The following is a 20,213-nucleotide window of genomic DNA, read 5'->3' as shown; positions in this document are numbered from 1 at the left end:
TGTGAAATAAATATGTTACTATAATACTAAATAGAAGATATTAAATTTAATATAAAAAAGAAAGGTGTGCTTAAATGAATTATAAAGATGTTTTAATTAATGCTAAAAGTTGTATTGGTCAATATTGTAAGGCCTGTGTTGAATGTAATGGAAAAGCATGTAAAAATCAAATTCCCGGACCCGGTGCAAAAGGTGTTGGAGATACTGCAATTAGAAATTATGATAAATGGAAAGAAATAAGAGTTAATATGGATACATTAACTGAAAATAAACCTGTAGATATGAGTTGTAATTTATTTGATAGGAAATTTAAGTATCCTTTTTTTGCAGGACCAGTAGGTGCTGTTAATTTACATTATGGTGAAAAATATGATGATATGACTTACAATAATTTATTAGTTTCAGCATGTGCTAATGAAGGTATCTTAGCATTTACGGGAGATGGAACCAATCCAGATGTTATGAAAGGTGCTACGACTGCTATAAAAAATGTAGGAGGTTTAGGTATTCCAACGATTAAACCATGGAATATTGATACTATTAAAGAAAAAATAGAACTAGTAAAGAAAAGTAATGCAATTGCAGTGGCTATGGATATTGATGCTGCTGGTCTGCCATTTTTAAAAAATATGAATCCTCCAGCAGGAGCAAAATCAGTAGATGAATTAAAGGAAATAATTAAAATTTCAAATTTACCATTTATAGTAAAGGGAGTAATGACTGTAAAAGGAGCTTTAAAAGCTAAAGAAGCAGGGGCATATGCTATAGTGGTATCTAACCATGGTGGCAGAGTCTTAGATCAATGTCCTTCAACAGCAGAAGTTTTAGAAGATATAGTAAAAGCTGTTGGTGATTCTATGAAAGTATTTGTAGATGGTGGAATACGTTCAGGAGTTGATGTGTTTAAAGCTTTAGCTTTAGGTGCTGATGGCGTGCTTATATGCAGAACTTTTGTAACAGCTCTTTATGGTGGCGAAGAAGCTGGTGTTAAATCTTATATTGAAAAATTAGCAAGTGAACTTGAAGACACAATGGCTATGTGTGGAGCATATTCAATAAATGAAATAACACGAGATATGATTAGGTATTAATGTAAATTAAAAAAAAGAAAACATACTAAAAAATGCTATAGCTTTATAAATATTACCATTATAAATTTTAATATAAAGTAATAATAAAACTGTGGGTTAAATTAAGGGTTATTATATTAAGTAACAATTACTTTCAAAACACCATATAAGCTAAGTATTTATTAAAAATAAACTATAGATAAATATTTTATTTATAGTTTATTTTTTTATTTTTAAAATGCAGGTTATATTTGTAAACAATGTGTTAAAATATGGTATAATTATTTAGGAATTATTTCTTAATAAAGGAGGAGTAATAATGAGACTAAATGAATCTATATTATACAAACCAACTATTATTAAGTTTAAAAATATCAAAGGGAAAAAATACTTTGGAATAATTAAATTTAATACTTAAAATGGTTGAAGTAAAAAGACGCTTTTCAAATAAAAATCTAAAAAAATTAATAATTCCTTTGATAATTGAGCAACTATTAGCTGTAACAGTAGGATTTGCAGATACTATAATGGTTTCAAATATTGGTGAAACAGCTGTTTCTGCAGTTTCATTAGTTGATACCATCAATATTTTGTTAATAAATATTTTTGCTGCATTAGGAACAGGTGGTGCAGTGGTTACAGCACAATTTATTGGACAAGACTCAAGAAAAAAAGCACGTGAATCAGCTAAACAGCTAATTTTAATAACTGGATTATTATCATTTTTTATAATGATTGCATGCTTAATATTAAATAAACCATTATTAAATTTAATTTTTGGAACTATTGATACTGACGTAATGTCTAAAGCTCAAACATATTTTTATGTAACTGCAATTTCATATCCCTTTATAGCACTATATAATTCTGGAGCAGGATTGTTTAGAGCAATAGGAAACTCAAAAATTTCTATGATAAATGCTGCAATAATGAACGTAATCAACATTATATTAAATGCAGTATTTATATTTGGTTGTGGATTAGGAGTTTTTGGTGCTGCAATTGCAACATTAATTGCCAGAATAGTAACTAGTATAATTATATTAATTATGTTAAAAAGCAAAAAGAATCTTATGTATATTGATAATTATCATAGTTTTAAATGGAATGGATTTTATATAAAAAAAATACTTCTTATCGGTATTCCATCTGGATTAGAAAATGGTATGTTTCAACTTGGGAAAATACTAGTACAAAGTTTAGTAGCAACATTTGGTACTTATGCAATTGCTGCTAATGCCGTTAGTAATAATATTGCACAAATGATGATTATACCAGGCTCTGCAATTGGATTGGCATTAGTAACAATAGTTGGACAATGTATCGGGGCAGAGGAATATGATCAAGCTGTTTATTATATAAAGCGTTTAATGAAGCAAGCTTATGTGTGGATGATAATACTAAGCTTATCTGCTATCATTTTATCTCCAATCCTTTTAAAAATGTATTCTTTATCAGAAGAATCTACTTCCTTAGCAACAAAATGTATTTTAATTCATGGTCTTGCTGGAATGATAATTTGGCCTATATCCTTTACACTTCCAAATGCCTTGCGTGCTGCAAATGATGCAAAATTCACTATGATCGTATCTATATGTTCAATGTGGACATTTAGATACTTATTGAGTTTTTATTTAGGTAGAACATTAGCTTTAGGACTTGTTGGTGTATGGTTAGCAATGATTGTTGATTGGTTCATCCGTGCATTTTTCTTTATATATAGATATAGAAGTGGTAAATGGAAAAATAAAAGGCTTGTTTAAATTGCATAAAGACCTATATTCTTACTACTAGATAAGTATATAGGTCTTTATGCAATTTCTTTATTAAAAATATTTACAGTATAATTATCATAGGATAAAATAGGCATGAATAGGATGGAGGGGATTAAATGAAAAAAGCTATATTTTTCGATATAGATGGAACATTATTAGATTATATGAATGGAATTGTTGATATAACACCAAAAGTTAAACAAGCTATTCATTCCTTACAAGAAGAAGGGCACTATGTTTTTATAGCAACTGGTAGACCATATGCCTTTTTAAGTAAATCAATATTAGATTTTGGGTTTGATGGATTTGTGCTAGCTAATGGAGCACATGTCATTATTAAAAATAAAACTATTTTTAGTGAATATCTAGATAAATCTTTTGTTAGCAATTTAGTAGATGAATTAGAAAATCTTAATATTCAATATGTGTTGGAAGGTGAATATCACTCATATATGAAAGAGTGTTTTAAAGAATTTCATGACTTTTATGACACAGTAGGAGTTTCAAAAGAATTGTTTAAAGTTAACTATTCTTTAGATGATATTGGAATATATAAAATTGAAATGATGTGTCCTAATGATGAAACAGTAGAAAAATGCTTAAATATAGTTCAAAGAAATGAGGATTATGATTATGTTAATAGCATAGCATTAAAATCATTTGAATTGTATTCAAAGAAAAATACAAAAGCAACTGGTATAATTAAAGCTTTAGAATACTTAGATATTGATATAAATAATAGTTATGCTTTCGGTGATGGTAAAAATGATATCGAAATGTTAGAAACTGTTGGATGTGGAATAGCTATGGGTAATGCATGCGATAGTATTAAGAAATATGCAAATGAAATCACAACATCAATACACGATGATGGTGTAGCAACTGGAATTGAAAGATTTATACTTAAAAAATAATAAAAACTCTCTTAATTGATTTAATATCTTTTAAGAGAGTTTTAACTTTTACATTTAGCACCAAAGACTATTCTCTGGCATGCTTTCTAAAATATTATATAAAATTTGAACAAAAGTATCCTTTTTTATATTTCCAGATGATAAAAGCTGTTTATATTGTTTACTTCCAGGTTGACCTTGAAATAAGCTATGTAGTGGAGCAGCTAGTAGATGCACATTACTGCCATTAGCGATTTCTTCTTTAACATATGGAATATATGATTTTATTATTTCTCCACGCGAAATAGGTTTTAAATTTTCATTATCAACTTTTTGTAAATTAGCTAATAGATAACAATCCTCATATGCAGCTCTACCAATCATAACCCCATCAACTTTAGTAAGAGCATCTTTAATTGATTCAACTGTTTTAAATCCACCATTGATTTCAATATTTAAATAATCAAAATCTTTTTTTAATCTATAAACCATATCATAATCTAGAGGAGGTATTTCTCTATTATCTTTTGGACTTAATCCTTTTAAAATTGCTGAACGAGCATGAACAGTGTATCTATCTGGTTTTGCTTTAGATACAGTATCTAAAAATTCTAATAAATCATCGTATCCATCCATTATTACTTTAGCATTTTTATCTTGAATTATTCCTGTGCCATCAATTCCTATTCTATGCTTAATAGTTATTGGTTTATTTGTAGCTTCTTTCATAGCAAGTAATATTTCATATACTAATTTTCTATCTGACATTAATGCGGCACCCATTAAATTTCCTGAAACCCTATCAGATGGACAGCCACAATTTAAATTTATTTCAGAATAATTATATGAATTTGCTTTCTTAACTGCTTTATAAGCATCTTCAGGATTAGATGCAGCAATTTGCAGTGCAACATTACCTTCTTCTTCTCTAAAATAAAGAATTTTATCTAATTCACCATTTAGTATTGCTTGTGCTGTTACCATTTCTGTATATAATAGAATTTCTTTATTCATTAATCTGCAGAAATATCTAAAATGTCTATGTGATTTGTCAACCATTGGAGCAATACTTATTTTAGGTGTTTTTATATTTGAAATATATTTTTCCATCATTTGTATCCTTTCTAATTTTTGAAATTAGTCAATTTTATTATAGCATAATAAATTTTGATTACTTATATAAATAAACATAAATATGATAAATTTTTAAAAGTAGGTGATAGGTAATGATTTTAATAAAACAAAGATTTATTAAATTTAATTTCACAAAAAGAAATGAAAAACCTAAATACATTGTGATACACGATACTGATAACCCAGGCTTAGATGCTGAATACCATTATAATTACTTTAATAGCGAAAATAAAAATGCTAGTGCAGATTTCTTTGTAGATTCAAAACAAATTATTCAAACAGTTGACAGTGATGTTAATTATAGCTGGCATTGCGGTGATGGTCATGGAAAGTACGGAATAACTAATCAAAATTCTTTGGGTATAGAGATATGTATTGAAAAAGATGGGAATCCTACTGAAGCAACTTTACAATCAACATTAGAATTAATCAAATTTTTAATGAAAAAATATAATATTTCTATTAATAATGTAGTTCGACATTATGATGCTTCAAGAAAGAAATGTCCAAAATCATTTATGAAAAATAATTGGTGTAAATGGTATGAGTTTAAGAGAACTCTCTGTAATTCCTAATATTTGTTTTGTATTAAAAAAATAAAAGAACATATATTAAAAATGTTCTTTTATTTATTGAATGTTATAAGTGTGAATTATTTGCAAACTTTTCTGTTACCTCAAGAAATGTTAATATATCTTCTTCTGGAATATTATTTGTTAATTTCTTGAGGAATTCCATCTGTATCTTGTGTAATTCACCAACAATTTCTTCGGATTGAGAAGTTAATTTTAAATGCTGACATCTTCTATCAGATTTATCAACTTCTATTGAAATAAATCCCTTTTTTAATAATGGTTCTACAGCTTTTGAAACATAAGCCTTAGAAAACCCTTTTAATTGAACAATATCTTTAGCAGTATCACACTTTGGATTATTAAATAGAAATGCTAAAATATCTGCTTCTGGTTTTGTAATACCACATTTTTTAGCTGCTTCACAAGAAAGTTTATAGTATAACTCATTAATATGCTTAAATGAATATAGCATTTTTGTAATATTTAAATTATATATCATAATAATCCTCCAATATAGTTGACAGGAAAACAGTTTCTTTATAAACTATTTTATGTGAATATTATATATTTGTCAATTTATTTTAAAGGAGAATTTATAATGCAACAAAATCAAACAGAAGAATTAGGAACTTGTAGTGTCGGCAAATTACTTTTCAAATTAGCAGTTCCTGCAATTGCCGCACAAATAATCAACTTATTATATAATTTAGTTGATAGAATGTATATAGGCCATATAGCCGAAGTTGGTAAGTTAGCCCTTACTGGGGTAGGAGTGTGTTTACCACTTATTATGCTTATTTCTGCTTTTGCAGCATTAGTAAGTATGGGGGCAGCACCTAGAGCATCCATCTTCTTAGGAAAAGGAGAAAAAGATAATGCTGAAAAAACTTTAGGAAATTCTTTCTCATTATTAGTAATTATATCAATTATATTAACTTTAATTTTCTTTTTCTTTGCTGAAGATCTATTATTAATTTTCGGTGCAAGTGAAAACACAATAGAGTATGCAACTAGTTATATGAAAATTTATAGTATAGGTACTATATTTGTACAATTAACATTAGGATTAAATGCTTTCATCAGTGCTCAAGGATTTGCAAAAGTAAGCATGATGACTGTCTTAATTGGCGCGATTTTTAACATAGTACTTGATCCAATTTTAATTTTTGGATTTAATATGGGAGTATCAGGTGCTGCACTAGCAACGATAATTTCTCAAGCATTATCAATGCTATGGATTTTAAAATTCTTAACAGGTAAGAAAACAACATTAAAAATTAAAAGAAAAAATTTATCTTTATCAAAAAACATTGTTTTACCTTCTATTGCATTAGGTTTAGCACCATTTATCATGCAAGCAACTGAAAGTTTAATAGCTGTTTGCTTTAATTCATCACTTTTAAAGTATGGTGGAGATATTGCAGTTGGAGCAATGACTATTTTAACTAGTGTTATGCAATTTTCAATGCTTCCTCTTAATGGTTTGACACAAGGAGGACAACCGATTCTTAGCTATAATTACGGTGCAAAAAATCCAGAACGTGTAAAAAAGGCATTTAAAATATTGCTTATATCATGTGTAACTTATTCTATGATATTATGGGCTTTAGCAATGATAACGCCAAAATCATTTGTACTAATATTTAATAATGATCCTGAACTATTAGATTTTACAAGTAATGCCTTAAGAATATATATGGCCTTATCTGGTATATTTGGAATACAAATAGCTTGTCAGCAATCATTTATTGCTTTAGGAAATGCAAAAACTTCATTATTTTTAGCTTTATTAAGAAAAATAATATTATTAATTCCATTAATATATATTATGCCAATATTTATTTCAGACAAAACAACAGCTGTATTTATGGCTGAACCCGTAGCAGATTTCATTGCTGTTTCAACTACTGCAATATTGTTTTACATTCAATTTAAAAAAGCTATGAATGAAATATCAAATAATACTGATAATACTGAAGAAGTACAGTAAATAAAACTAAAGTAAAATATAAAAAAAATATAATAACTAAGAAGGTGATTTTTTTGGATAGTATTGCAAAGAAAAATTATTTAGAAATTTTAAAAACATTTTTTATTGCTTTAGTTTTCTTAGCACTTGGGTCCTTTATTGGAGTAAATTTTATACCTTATAGTATTAGATATATGTTAAATATAGCATTTTTCATTTTAATATTGGTATCAGCCTTTACAAGAAGAGGCGGATTTGTTCCTAATAAAGTGAGTATGAACATTTATGCCTTTATTTTAGGAATATTAACCGGATCGACATATGTATATTATTTTTATAATTTAGGAGCAGGTACATTTATTTCAATAGTTATAGGTGTAGTTCTTATTTTTGGTATTTCTTATTTAGTAGCATTAAATCAAAGTGAAGAAACTATTTTTCGATTAGGACCAATGATAACAATTGGAATACTGGTGCTACTAATATTAGAATTTATAAATATATTTTTCTTTAAGTTTGGAACATTTGATTTAATTATTTCTGCAATAGGAATAGTAATTTATTCAGTTTATGCATTAGTAATTATGAAATCAATACAAAGTAGGTGTAAGTATAGTATTTTATCTGAAAGTGAAATTGTTACTTTTTCTTTCTCAATTTTTATAAGCTTTTTAAATCTTTTAGTTGATTTATTAAGATTTGTATCAATATTAAAAAATGATAATTAAGATTTACTTAAACATTAGTTCACAAAACTATTATTATGATTTTATCTTAAAAGCATAATAATAGTTTTTTAGTTTCATTAATTATAATATTTTCAATTAAAGCATAACTCAATATTTAATAACATATTAATTTATAATTAAACTATATAATAGTGCTCTTAATTACTAATATATTATATAATCATAATTTTATTGAATATATTAATGAGTTATAAAATATAAATAAACATAAGGAATTAAAGTTATATATATTTATAAAAAAAGTAACATTAAAGATATATTTATCTTTTTTGTTCTATTTATGTTTAAACAATTTATACATTACGTATATCCAATTAGTAATTTTTTAGGAGGAAAAATGAAAACTAAACAAGTTGAAGTTTTACCTTATGATAAAAAATGGAGAATAGAATTTGAAAAAATAAAGAACATTATAGTTTTATCTTTAGCTGATATAATTATTGATGTAGAACATGTTGGTAGTACATCGGTTGAAGGATTAGCTTCAAATCCTGTGATAGATATCGATATTGTAATTCCAACTTACGATTGTTTTAACATATTATTAAAAAAATTAAAAAAACTTGGTTATACTTATGAAGAAAATAAAAGTAATAAAGATATGAAAATATTCAAATATGTTGGTAATACTAATTTAATGGATCACAATTTATTTATATGTTCAAGAAAGTCAAAAGAATTAAAAAGACATTTAGCGTTTAAAGCCTATTTAAAAGAAAATAAAGACAGTCTTAATAAATATAACAATATTAAACTTGAAGCAGCTAATTTATATCCAAATAATATTGAAACATATATTAAGCTAAAATCAGAATATGTAAAAGAAATCTATAAAAAATTGAATTTGCTATAAGAAAAGTTATCTTTATTTATAATTATTTATAATGATATAATATTAGCAAAAATCAAATTTATTTTTATAGGAGATTGTACCAATGGAAAAAATTTTTATAACTAATACTGAAGGCACACCTCAATTTGGATGTAGCTTATGCTATAAATGTAATAGCATTTTTGGGAAAAGCTTATGTAAAGTTAAAAATAGAGGTTGTTGTTGGTATTTCCCCAAGTTTACTTTATATGATATACAGAAGATGATAAAAAGTGAAGAAGGGATTTCTACTTTAAATAGGATTTTAAAACTGCCTAATATTAAAATATATAATTACTATATTCATGCAGTTGGATATTTTGATTACGATAGTCATGATAAATATATAAAAAATAATGGGACATGTGAATTACCATATGCAACAGAGGAACAAATTAAAGAAGTCAGAAGTGAAATTATTTCTGAAAATGATGAATATTATATATATGAAGAATATAATGAATATGATTCAGATAAAAATAATAGTATAAAAAAACCTAGAGTTATAAATGATGTTTCTATGTTCTTTCGAGCTTGTCCCTTTGTAATAGATGGTCAAGGTTGTACATTAAATAAAAAATATAGAACTTATATTTGTAACTTTTTTTTATGTGATGAAATAACTGATAACCTTATAGAAGAGTCTACTTTTAAAAAGTATAAAGAAGAAAGAGATAATTATATCAGATGGATAGAGTGGGAAAATTCTTCTTTAGAGTCACTCTTAAGACATAAAAATATAAATTTAGTTAAAAATTTTAATGATGTAATTAATCTTCTTAAAGAAATTGAAATTAATGAATATGAATTTCCAAATTTAGATGAAATAAATATAAACTTAAAATAAAAATGGTAGCAATTATACTACCATTTTTATTTATTATAAAATTTCAAGTATTTCCACCTTATAATTTTCACCAGGTGCCATTACTTCAGCTATATCCCCAGCTTTTTTTCCAACTAGAGCTTTTCCTAAGTCAGATTCAATACTAATTAACATATCTTCTGGCTTTGCATCTAACGTAGTAACTAGGGTAATTGTATCTTCGAAATCATCATCTAAAAATTTAATTTTAGCTTTTGTATTTATTCCAATAATAGATTTATCCATTCGTTCATCATCAATAATAGTTGATGTTGTAATTAATGTTAATAAGTGTTGTATCCTATTATCATTTTCTCTATATTCTTCACATGCAGCTTTATATTCTGCATTTTCTGATCTATCACCATGAGCTGCTGCAATTAATTTTTCTTTAGCAATTTCTGCTCTACGAACAGTCATTCTATATTCTAATTCTTCTTGTAATTTTTTAATATTTGATTCAGTTAATATTTTTTTCATAAAAAGCGTATCTCTCCTAAAAATTATTATGATAATATTATAAAGATTTATTAAATAAAAATAAAGATATCATTATAAGAAACGAAAAAATTCCAATAATATTTTTACTTAAACTTAAAATTAATTTCTCATTTGAAATTAATTTTTTAAAGATGTATAATTATACTATAATATAAAATTAAATATCATAATAAATTTAAAATACAACGTGTAGTTTGTCGATGTTCAACGTAAGTCCAGTTGCCGATAAATTACACTTTTTTTGTTAGGAGGAAAGGTTTATGTTTTCAAAAAATGAATATATCATTTATGGATCAACAGGTGTTTGTAAAATAATCGATATTGTTAAAAAGAAATTTGGATTTAATAAAGAAAGAGAATATTACATTCTAAAACCAGCATATGATACTAATTCAACTATATATGCACCAATTGATAACGACAAAATTAGCATTAGAAAAATTATGACTAAAGAAGAGGTATACGATTTAATCAAAACAATGCCTGATAATGAAACTATCTGGATTGATGATATGAATTTAAGAAAAGAAACGTACAATGAAATATTAAAAAAGGGTAATAAGAAAGATATAGTTAAGCTTATTAAGACACTATATATGGAAAAGCTAAGAAAAAAAGAAGAGGGTAAGAAACTTAATGCTGGAGATGAAAAAATTATGAATGAAGCTGAAAAGCTTTTGCATGAAGAATTTGCATTAGTATTAAATATCAAAGTAGATGAAGTTTTACCTTTCATTTTAGGTGAATTATCCCCAGAAGAAAAACAAAATTTGAATTTTTAATTATTTAATCTAAAATTAGAGGGTAAGGTATTTTACTAAAACACCTTACCCATAATATAAAATAATAGATATTTCTCTATGAAATTAGTTCATCTATTAGTTGAGATACTGGAACTATTTTATCTATTCTATATGCATTAGATCCACAAAAAATCAAACCATTATCAATATCGCCATAAGCTGCATTTATAAGAGCCTTGCTAATACAATATGGTGTAGTTGATGGATTACATGGAACAAGACAATTGTAACATTTTGTTATTTTTTCACCTTCACTTGCTATCTTTTCTAAAAATTTATTTTTAATAGCTCTTCCAGGCATACCAACAGGACTTTTTACAATTTGTATATCTTTTTTAGTACAGTTAACATATGCATTTTTATATCTTATATCAGCATCACATTCATTAGTAGCTACGAATCTTGTACCAATTTGCACACCGCTAGCCCCTAAATTCATATATTTCTTTATATCATTATTATCAAAAACGCCACCACCAACAATTACAGGAATATCTTGATTATTTTCTTCTTCAAATTCTTTAACAGTTTTTAAGATATCAATTACATTATTATCAAATTTTTCAATTTCGCTTTCAATTTTATCACCCTTAAATCCTAGATGTCCGCCTGCCTTTGGCCCTTCAATGATAATCCCATCTGCAATTTTATTATAATGTTTTTTCCAATAAGTTAATATTAATTTAGTAGCTTTTGTAGATGACACTATTGGCAATATTTTTATAGAACTATCTTTTGTATATTCTGGTAATTTCAATGGTAATCCAGCTCCTGAAATAATTAAATCAGCACCACCTTCAATAGTTGCTTCAACTAATTCTTTGTAATTATTCATAGCAACCATTAAATTAACTCCTATAATTCCATTATTACTAATTTCCTTTGCTTTAAGTATATGCTTTTTTAAAGCTCTAATATTAGCTTCTAATGTATTAGTTTCGAAATCCTTTTCACGATATCCAGGATGTGCAGCTGAAATAATTCCAATAGCCCCATTTTTAGCAACATTACCAGCCAAGTTAGAAAGTGAAATTCCAACTCCCATACCACCTTGTATAATAGGTAATTTCGACAATATGTTTCCAATTTTTAATTCTTTCAATTTCATTTTTTTTACTCCTTCTACGAAAAATACTTTGATAATCAAAATATATTTCAAAGTATAATATAAATTATCTAAAAAGGCAATAAACAAAAAAATTATTGACAAAATTTAAAAGTAGAATTATGATAAAGATGTTTGATGGTCAAAATATTTGAGAAAGGAGTGAAATATTTAACATTTTTTAAAAGCATTTTTTTTATTTTATAAAATTATTAATTAGAAATTATTTATTATTATTTATATAAAACAAAAGGAAAACTCGATAAAACATACAAAGGAAAAATATAACTTATTATTTATTATAAGTTGCTTAAGATAAAAATATTAAATTACTTAATATTTTATATTTTTAACATTTTAATTTGATTATCAAATAATTATATTTTAAAAACAAAGGTGTTAAGATGAGTTTAGTGAAGTTTATAGGAGTTGGGCATTATTGTCCTGAAAATATCGTAACAAACAATCAATTATCAGAAATTGTTGACACGTCACATGAATGGATCATTAAAAGAACTGGAATATCTCAAAGAAGAATTTCAAGTGGTGAAGGAACCGTTGATTTAGCAGTTAATGCAGCTAAAAATGCTATGAAAATGGCTAATTGTACTCCTGAAAGTATTGATTTTATTATTGTAGCTACAACATCACCAGATAGGCTTATGCCATCAACTGCATGTAGTGTACAGCAAAGATTAGGATGTATAAATGCAGCGGCTTTCGATATAAGTGCAGCATGCTCAGGTTTTTTATATTCATCAGTAATAGCTAATTCATTATTAAAATGTGGAGAAGGTAAAAGAGCTTTAGTAATTGGAAGCGAAGTTCTTTCAAGAATAGTAGATTGGACTGATCGTAATACATGTGTATTGTTCGGAGATGGGGCAGGTGCAGCTATACTAGAAACTTCTAATGATAGTTCTGGAATAATAAGTACCTGTGTTGGTTCTGATGGAACTAATGGATTGAAGGCATTATCGTCTAATCAATTTCCAATTAAAACCCCTTTTTCTGATTCTACTTTAGAAAGAAAAGAATTTATAGAAATGGATGGCAGAGAAGTATTTAAGTTTGCAATATCAATAATCCCAAAAGTAGTAAATGATTTATTGCAAAAATCTAATGAAAATATTGAGAATATAAAGTATATAATACCACACCAAGCTAACTCTAGAATTATAGATGATGCTGCTAAAAAATTAAATTTAAGTAGGGACAAGTTCTTAATGAATCTTGAACAATATGGTAACACCTCTGCAGCAAGTGTTCCAATAGTATTAAGTGAATCTATAGATAAAGGGCTTATTAATAAAGGTGATAAGGTAATATTAGTTGCTTTTGGTGGTGGCCTTACTTGGAGTGGAATATTATTAGAATGGTAATTTAAAAAATAAATAGAAATGACTAATTAAATTTATTTAAAATGTCAATAATAATATATATTGTAAAAATAAAGAATTTTTGGAGGAAGTAATATGATATTCGATAAAATAAAGGAAATAATAGTAGAACAATTAGGAGTTAATGAAGAAGATGTACAATTAGAAACTAGATTTATAGAAGATTTAGATGCTGATTCTTTAGATTTATTCCAAGTTATCATGGAACTTGAAGATACTTTTAATGTAAAAGTAGAAGATGTTGAAAATATAAAAACAGTTTCAGATGCTGTATCATTTATTGAAAAAGCAACAGCTAATTAGTATTGGAGGTAAAAACTATGAAAAAGGATATATGTAATCTTATAGGTATTAAGTATCCTATTTTTCAAGGAGGCATGGCCTGGGTTTCTGAAAGTAATTTAGCTGCTGCTGTTTCAAATGCAGGAGGATTAGGAATTATAGCAGGAGCTAATGCTCCTGCTAGCCATATACGAGAAGAAATCAGAAAAACAAAAAAATTGACAGATAAACCATTTGGATTGAATATTATGCTTTTATCTGATAATGCTGATGAGCTAGCAGATATAGTAATTGAAGAAGGTGTTAAAGTTATAACTACTGGTGCTGGGAATCCTGGTAAGTACATCGAAAAATGGAAAAACGCAGGTATTATAGTTATTCCAGTAGTAGCTTCTGTAGCACTGGCTAAGAGAATGGAAAGAAGTGGAGTAGATGCTGTAATTGCTGAAGGATGTGAATCAGGTGGTCATGTTGGTAAATTAACAACAATGGTTTTACTTCCCCAAGTATGTGATGCTGTTAATATTCCAGTAATCGGAGCTGGAGGAATTGCAGACGGTAGAGGTATTGCTGCTGCTTTCACTCTTGGAGCAAGTGCTGTTCAAGTTGGAACAAGATTCTTAGCTTCAGAGGAGTGTCAAATACATCAAAACTATAAAAATGCAGTAGTTAAAGCTAAAGATATTGATACTGTAGTAACCGGAAGATCTACAGGGCATCCTGTTCAAGTTATAAAAAATAAATTAGCTAAAGAGTATTTAAAGCTTGAAAATAACAATGTAAATATCGAGGAGCTCGAAGAATTAGGAAAAGGTGCTTTGAAAAAAGCTGTTATAGATGGAGATATTGATAATGGTTCATTAATGGCAGGTCAAATATCTGGAATGGTAAATAAAATACAAAGTGTAAAAGAAATAATTGAAGAAATGTTTAGTGAATATGACAATATTAAGTGCAATTTTAATTCATAAACAAATGGAGGAATTATGAGAATAGCTTTTATTTTTTCAGGCCAAGGTTCACAATATATTGGAATGGGCAAGGAATTATATGATAACTATCCTGTTTGTAGGGATGTTTTTAATAGAGCAAATGAAATCTTACAATTTGATATTAAAAATATGATTTTTAATGGTAATAAAGAAGAATTAGATATTACAGAAAATACTCAACCAGCAATACTAACTACTTCTATTGCAATCTTAAGAATATTAAATGAAAAAGGTATTGAACCTGAAATTGTTGCAGGTCTAAGTTTAGGAGAATACTCTGCTTTAGTAGCAAGTAATTCCATTGACTTTGAAAGTGCATTAAAACTTGTTAGGAAAAGAGGTCAATTAATGCAGGAAGCTGTACCTCCTGGACTTGGTGCAATGGCAGCTGTTATAGGATTGAATGAAGATATAATAAAATCTAATTTAGATAGTATATCTAATAAAGGTATTGTTGAAATTGCTAATTATAACACACCTAATCAAATTGTAATTGGAGGCGAGAAGGAAGCTGTAGAGTTAGCACAAAATTCTTTAAAAGAAGCAGGTGCAAGAAGAGTAATCCCATTAAAAGTTTCTGGTCCTTTTCATACATCTATGTTAAATGAAGCTTCAAAAAAATTAGCGTTACATTTAAATGATACTGTCTTTAACGAACCAAAAGTAAAAGTTATTACAAACGTAACAGGTGATTTCATTAAAAATAAAGATGAAATTAAAAGTTTATTAGAAAAACAAGTGAAATCATCTGTTAAATGGAGCAATACAATTGAAAAAATGATTGATGAAGGCATTGATACTTTTATAGAAATCGGACCTTCCAAAACATTAAGTAGCTTCGTTAAAGAAATAAGCAGAGGTAAAAAAATTAAAGTAAACATCTTTAATGTAGAAGACTTAACTTCACTTAATAAGACATTAGAAGGAGTTGAAACTAAATGTTAAAAGATAAAAATATTATAGTAACAGGAGCTACTAGAGGAATTGGGAAAGAAATAGCACTAACATTAGCTCAAAATGGTGCTAATATTGCTATAAACTATAGAAATTATAATGAAGAAGTAGAAGAACTAATTAATTCAATAAAAGAATTTGGAGTAGATGCTATTGCTGTAAAATGTGATGTTAGTAAATCGGATGAAGTAGATAACTTTATATCTGAAGTTAAAAATCATTTTAGTTCAATAGATGTATTAGTAAATAATGCTGGAATAACTAAAGATGGATTATTATTAAGAATGAAAGATGAAGATTTTAATAGTGTTTTAGATGTAAATTTAAAAGGAACATTTAATACTACAAAATCAATATCACCAATAATGATTAAACAAAAGCATGGAAAGATTATTAATATATCTTCAGTTGTTGGTATTGTAGGAAATGCAGGACAATGTAATTATGCCGCATCTAAAGCTGGAGTAATAGGCTTTTCTAAATCAGTGGCTAGAGAGCTAGCTTCTAGAAACATAAACGTTAATGTCGTTGCTCCTGGATATATTGATACTGATATGACAAAAAGCTTACCTGATAAAGTAAAAGATGAAATATTAAAAAGTATACCTATGAAAAAAATGGGTAATCCTAAAGAAGTTGCTAATTTAGTATTATTTTTATCATCAAGTTTATCTGACTATATTACTGGTCAAGTAATAAATGTTGATGGTGGAATGGTAATGGCTTAAAAGGAGGTTTTACTTTGAAAAGAAGAGTAGTAGTAACAGGTCTTGGTGCTGTAACACCAATTGGAAATGATGTTGAAAGTTTTTGGTCTGGAATAAAATCAGCTAAAAATGGAATAGATGAAATTACATTATTTAATCATGAAAATTTAAAAGTTAAAATGGCAGGAGAAGTTAAAAACTTTGATCCTACATTATATATGGATAAAAAAGAATCAAAAAGAATGGATAGATATACTCAATTTACAATAGCTGCGGCTACTGAAGCTTTAAATGATAGTAAAATTAATCTTGATGAAGCTAATAGAGAAAAAATAGGTGTTTTTTTTGGTTCTGGAATTGGAGGGTTATCAACACTTGAATCTCAAATAAGAACTTTAGTAGTTAAAGGACCTAGTAGAGTTTCACCATTAACTATACCAATGTCAATATCAAATATAGCCTCTGGAACAATAGCTATTAAATTTGGTTTACTAGGTAGCAGCTTTAGTATAACATCAGCATGTGCATCAGCAACTCATTGTATAGGTGAAGCATATAGAAACATTAAGGATGGTTATTGTGATGTTATTTTCGCTGGTGGAGCAGAAGCTTCAATTTGTGAATTTGGTATTTCTTCATTCCAATCATTAACTGCATTAAGTAAAAGTGAAGACAGAAATAGAGCCTCTATCCCATTTGATTTAGAGAGAAATGGATTTGTAATGGGGGAAGGTGCAGGAGTATTAATATTAGAAGAACTTGAAAGTGCTTTAAAAAGAGGTGCTCATATCTATTGTGAAATTGTTGGCTATGGTTCTACTTGTGATGCATATCATATAACTTCACCTTGTCCTGATGGAGATGGTGCTTATAGAGCTATGAGAGATGCAATGTTGGATGCAGATGTTGAACCTAGTAAAATCTCTTATATTAATGCACATGGAACTGCAACTGAAATCAATGATAAAGTTGAAACATTAGCAATAAAGAAAGCTTTTGGAGATAACTATATGAAGCCATATGTTAGCTCTACAAAGTCAATGACTGGTCATTTATTAGGTGCAGCTGGTGCAATAGAAGCAATTGCATCTATTAAAGCAGTAGAAGATAACTTTGTGCCACCAACAATAAATTATGTTCATCCTGATCCTGATTGCGACATAAACCTAATAGTAAATGAAGGTAAAAAAAGTAACATTGAGTATTCTATGTCAAATTCATTAGGCTTTGGTGGTCATAATGCAACTCTTATATTTAAAAAATGGAGGTAGCTTAAATTGTTAGACTATAACCAAATTAAAGATTTGATAAAGGAAATAGATTCCTCGTCATTAAGAGTTTTTGAATTAGAAGATAGTGATATTAAGTTAAAACTAAGTAAAAATAATACTACTAACTGTATTAATGAAACTATAAATGATATTCAGCAAGGGGATTTAGTTAAAAGCTTAAATAATGTTAATAATAATACAATCATGTCAGATAGAAATGACAATATACCAATTATTGATGAAAATGTAACAATTGTTAAGTCACCTTTAGTAGGCACATATTATTCCTCTTCAACTCCTGGTGGAACACCATATGTTGAAGTAGGTACGACAGTAAAAAAAGGAGATGTGTTATGCATTATTGAGGCGATGAAAATAATGAATGAAATAACTGCTGAAGTAGATGGAAAGATAATCGAAGTATTAAGAGAAGATGAAGATATTGTAGAATTTGGAATGGAGCTTTTCAAAATAGTTTAACAATACTTCATAAGTTAATAAGGAGAAATTTTTATGGATATAAATCAAATAAAAGAAATATTACCCCATAGATATCCTTTTCTATTAATAGACAGGGTTATAAGTATAGATGGAAATAAAATAGTTGCAATCAAAAATGTTACTGCTAACGAAAATTATTTTCAAGGTCATTTTCCTATAGAGCCTGTAATGCCAGGTGTATTAATAATCGAAGCTTTAGCTCAAACGGGGGCAGTAGCAATATTAAGTAAAGATGAATTTAAAGGTAAAATTGCTTATTTTGCAGGTATAGATAAAGCTAAATTTAGAAGAAAGGTTGTACCTGGTGATACATTAAGATTAGAAGTTGAACTTACAAAGTTACGTGGTAGAGCTGGAGTAGGATATGGTATAGCTTATGTAGATGATAAAAAGGTATGCGAAGGAGAATTAACCTTTATGGTAGGTTAATGGAGGTATTTTTATGATTAGAAAAGTTTTAATAGCTAATAGAGGCGAAATTGCTGTAAGAATTATTCGTGCTTGTAGAGAGCTTGGAATAAAAACTGTTGCTATTTTCTCTGAGATTGATAAAGATGCCATGCATACAGAACTTGCAGATGAAGCTATTTGTGTTGGAACTTCAAAATCTAAAGATTCTTATCTTAATGAAAGTAATATATTGAGTGCTGCCGTAGTTACTGGTTGTAATGCCATTCACCCTGGATTTGGCTTTTTATCAGAAAAGGCAAGTTTCGCAAGTATGTGTGAAGAATGTAATATAAAATTCATTGGCCCTAGTAGTGAAACAATTAGCATAATGGGCAACAAATCAATGGCACGTGAGATAATGAAAAAAGCAAATGTTCCAGTTATTCCTGGAAGCGATGGACTTATAAATAATATTGAAGAAGCTAAAATAGAAGCAAAAAAAATAGGATACCCTATAATGATAAAGGCCTCTTCAGGTGGTGGAGGTAAAGGAATAAGAATTGTACCTAACGAATCTGAATTGGAAAATGCATATTTTACTGCTAAAACAGAAGCTAAAAATAATTTTGGCGATGACTCTGTTTATATGGAAAAATTTATTGAAAATCCAAGGCATATTGAATTTCAAATTTTAGCTGATTCCTTCGGAAATGTAATTCATTTAGGTGAAAGAGATTGTACAATTCAAAGAAGAAATCAAAAGGTGCTTGAAGAAGCACCATCTATAATTTTAAGTAATAAATTAAGAGAAAAAATGGGAATAGCTGCAGTTAATGCAGCAAAAGCAGTTAACTATATAAATGCAGGAACTATAGAATTTTTACTTGATAAACATGGTGATTTTTATTTTATGGAAATGAACACTAGAATACAAGTTGAGCATCCAGTTACAGAAATGATAACAAATGTAGATATTGTAAAGGAACAATTAAATATAGCAAATGGTAAAGAATTATCATTATCTCAGGATGATATTGTAATTGAAGGTCATGCAATTGAATGTAGAATTAATGCTGAAAATCCTAATAAAGGTTTTGCTCCATGCCCAGGTAAAATAAATTTTTTAAATATTCCTGGTGGAAATGGAATAAGAGTAGATACTGCTGTTTATAATGGGTATAGTATTCCACCTACTTATGATTCAATGATTGCTAAGCTTATAGCTCATGGAAAAACTAGAGAAGAAGCTATAAGAAAAATGTTACGAGCATTAGATGAATTTGTCATAGATGGTGTTGATAATAATATAGATTTTCAAATTAGTATATTAAATAATGAATTATTTCGCTTAGGAAATTATGATACTAGTTTTATAAGCAATGAATTTAAACTATAAGTTGGTGATA

General features: G+C 27.6%; 22 protein-coding genes. 18 read left to right on the top strand and 4 right to left on the bottom strand.

Going from position 1 to position 20,213, the window contains the following annotated elements; translation table 11 throughout:
* Positions 1-74 precede the first annotated feature (74 nt).
* The 3 genes from TY07_RS12440 to TY07_RS12430 all read left to right on the top strand — a co-directional run bounded on the left by TY07_RS12440 (position 75) and on the right by TY07_RS12430 (position 3,759).
* Positions 75-1,091 carry an alpha-hydroxy-acid oxidizing protein gene (locus TY07_RS12440; RefSeq protein WP_042400381.1) on the top strand — a complete coding sequence of 339 codons (1,017 nt, stop codon included), beginning with the start codon at positions 75-77 and terminating at the stop codon, positions 1,089-1,091.
* Positions 1,092-1,489: 398 nt separating this feature from the next.
* Complete coding sequence (locus TY07_RS12435) at positions 1,490-2,833, top strand: MATE family efflux transporter (RefSeq protein WP_042400378.1); 1,344 nt, start codon at positions 1,490-1,492, stop codon at positions 2,831-2,833.
* A gap of 128 nt (positions 2,834-2,961) precedes the next feature.
* Complete coding sequence (locus tag TY07_RS12430; protein WP_042400375.1) at positions 2,962-3,759, top strand: Cof-type HAD-IIB family hydrolase; 798 nt, start codon at positions 2,962-2,964, stop codon at positions 3,757-3,759.
* Positions 3,760-3,813: 54 nt separating this feature from the next.
* Here the strand turns inward: TY07_RS12430 and dusA are convergent, their stop codons facing one another.
* Entirely contained in the window at positions 3,814-4,851 is a 1,038-nt protein-coding gene (gene dusA / locus TY07_RS12425; protein ID WP_042400373.1) for a tRNA dihydrouridine(20/20a) synthase DusA, read from the bottom strand.
* 113 nt (positions 4,852-4,964) lie between these two features.
* On the opposite strand from dusA, the gene TY07_RS12420 reads away from it, so the two are divergent.
* The gene (locus TY07_RS12420; RefSeq protein WP_198133999.1) at positions 4,965-5,447 is read left to right on the top strand and encodes a peptidoglycan recognition protein family protein; all 483 of its coding nucleotides are present in this window, start codon (positions 4,965-4,967) and stop codon (positions 5,445-5,447) included.
* Between the two features lie 64 nt (positions 5,448-5,511).
* Here TY07_RS12420 and TY07_RS12415 read toward each other — a convergent pair whose 3' ends face one another.
* Complete coding sequence (locus TY07_RS12415) at positions 5,512-5,946, bottom strand: MarR family winged helix-turn-helix transcriptional regulator (RefSeq protein WP_052330720.1); 435 nt, start codon at positions 5,944-5,946, stop codon at positions 5,512-5,514.
* A gap of 99 nt (positions 5,947-6,045) precedes the next feature.
* Between TY07_RS12415 and TY07_RS12410 the strand changes: the two genes are divergently transcribed.
* From TY07_RS12410 to TY07_RS12395, 4 genes are all read left to right on the top strand, one after another.
* A complete protein-coding gene (locus tag TY07_RS12410) occupies positions 6,046-7,437 on the top strand; it encodes an MATE family efflux transporter (RefSeq protein ID WP_042400370.1) in 1,392 nt (463 codons plus the stop codon).
* A gap of 53 nt (positions 7,438-7,490) precedes the next feature.
* Entirely contained in the window at positions 7,491-8,144 is a 654-nt protein-coding gene (locus TY07_RS12405) for a Bax inhibitor-1 family protein (protein WP_042400368.1), read from the top strand.
* A 358-nt stretch (positions 8,145-8,502) separates the two neighbouring features.
* Positions 8,503-9,018, top strand: a complete 516-nt coding sequence (locus TY07_RS12400; protein WP_042400365.1) for a GrpB family protein — start codon at positions 8,503-8,505, stop codon at positions 9,016-9,018.
* 82 nt (positions 9,019-9,100) lie between these two features.
* Entirely contained in the window at positions 9,101-9,883 is a 783-nt protein-coding gene (locus TY07_RS12395) for a hypothetical protein (protein WP_042400362.1), read from the top strand.
* A gap of 33 nt (positions 9,884-9,916) precedes the next feature.
* On the opposite strand, the gene greA is transcribed toward TY07_RS12395, so the two are convergent.
* On the bottom strand, positions 9,917-10,381 hold the full coding sequence (gene greA, locus TY07_RS12390; protein ID WP_042400359.1) for a transcription elongation factor GreA: 465 nt from the start codon (positions 10,379-10,381) through the stop codon (positions 9,917-9,919).
* A gap of 281 nt (positions 10,382-10,662) precedes the next feature.
* On the opposite strand from greA, the gene TY07_RS12385 reads away from it, so the two are divergent.
* A complete protein-coding gene (locus TY07_RS12385) occupies positions 10,663-11,184 on the top strand; it encodes a CarD family transcriptional regulator (RefSeq protein ID WP_042400356.1) in 522 nt (173 codons plus the stop codon).
* 76 nt (positions 11,185-11,260) lie between these two features.
* Here the strand turns inward: TY07_RS12385 and TY07_RS12380 are convergent, their stop codons facing one another.
* Positions 11,261-12,313: an NAD(P)H-dependent flavin oxidoreductase gene (locus tag TY07_RS12380; protein ID WP_042400353.1), complete on the bottom strand. Its 1,053-nt coding sequence runs from the start codon at positions 12,311-12,313 to the stop codon at positions 11,261-11,263.
* A gap of 401 nt (positions 12,314-12,714) precedes the next feature.
* On the opposite strand from TY07_RS12380, the gene TY07_RS12375 reads away from it, so the two are divergent.
* From TY07_RS12375 to TY07_RS12335, 9 genes are all read left to right on the top strand, one after another.
* Positions 12,715-13,692 (top strand): beta-ketoacyl-ACP synthase III, encoded by a 978-nt coding sequence (locus TY07_RS12375; protein WP_042400351.1) that lies wholly within the window; start codon positions 12,715-12,717, stop codon positions 13,690-13,692.
* Between the two features lie 93 nt (positions 13,693-13,785).
* A complete protein-coding gene (gene acpP, locus TY07_RS12370) occupies positions 13,786-14,013 on the top strand; it encodes an acyl carrier protein (protein ID WP_042400349.1) in 228 nt (75 codons plus the stop codon).
* A 17-nt stretch (positions 14,014-14,030) separates the two neighbouring features.
* Positions 14,031-14,963 (top strand): enoyl-[acyl-carrier-protein] reductase FabK, encoded by a 933-nt coding sequence (fabK, locus tag TY07_RS12365; protein ID WP_042400347.1) that lies wholly within the window; start codon positions 14,031-14,033, stop codon positions 14,961-14,963.
* A 12-nt stretch (positions 14,964-14,975) separates the two neighbouring features.
* Entirely contained in the window at positions 14,976-15,929 is a 954-nt protein-coding gene (gene fabD, locus TY07_RS12360) for an ACP S-malonyltransferase (RefSeq protein ID WP_042400346.1), read from the top strand.
* The gene (fabG, locus tag TY07_RS12355; RefSeq protein WP_042400344.1) at positions 15,923-16,666 is read left to right on the top strand and encodes a 3-oxoacyl-[acyl-carrier-protein] reductase; all 744 of its coding nucleotides are present in this window, start codon (positions 15,923-15,925) and stop codon (positions 16,664-16,666) included. The genes fabD and fabG overlap by 7 nt, the downstream gene beginning before the upstream one ends.
* A 14-nt stretch (positions 16,667-16,680) precedes the next feature.
* Complete coding sequence (gene fabF / locus TY07_RS12350) at positions 16,681-17,916, top strand: beta-ketoacyl-ACP synthase II (protein WP_042400341.1); 1,236 nt, start codon at positions 16,681-16,683, stop codon at positions 17,914-17,916.
* Positions 17,917-17,922: 6 nt separating this feature from the next.
* On the top strand, positions 17,923-18,396 hold the full coding sequence (accB, locus tag TY07_RS12345) for an acetyl-CoA carboxylase biotin carboxyl carrier protein (RefSeq protein ID WP_042400339.1): 474 nt from the start codon (positions 17,923-17,925) through the stop codon (positions 18,394-18,396).
* Between the two features lie 33 nt (positions 18,397-18,429).
* Positions 18,430-18,846: a 3-hydroxyacyl-ACP dehydratase FabZ gene (gene fabZ / locus TY07_RS12340; protein ID WP_042400336.1), complete on the top strand. Its 417-nt coding sequence runs from the start codon at positions 18,430-18,432 to the stop codon at positions 18,844-18,846.
* A 13-nt stretch (positions 18,847-18,859) separates the two neighbouring features.
* Entirely contained in the window at positions 18,860-20,203 is a 1,344-nt protein-coding gene (locus tag TY07_RS12335; protein ID WP_042400333.1) for an acetyl-CoA carboxylase biotin carboxylase subunit, read from the top strand.
* Positions 20,204-20,213 lie beyond the last annotated feature (10 nt).

It is taken from the genome of Clostridium saudiense (genome assembly GCF_000577815.1).
In the GTDB taxonomy this organism is placed as follows: Bacteria; Bacillota; Clostridia; order Clostridiales; family Clostridiaceae; genus Clostridium; species Clostridium saudiense.
The sequence above is the reverse complement of the archived record's forward strand: the minus strand, read 5'-3'. Positions and strand labels throughout refer to the sequence as shown.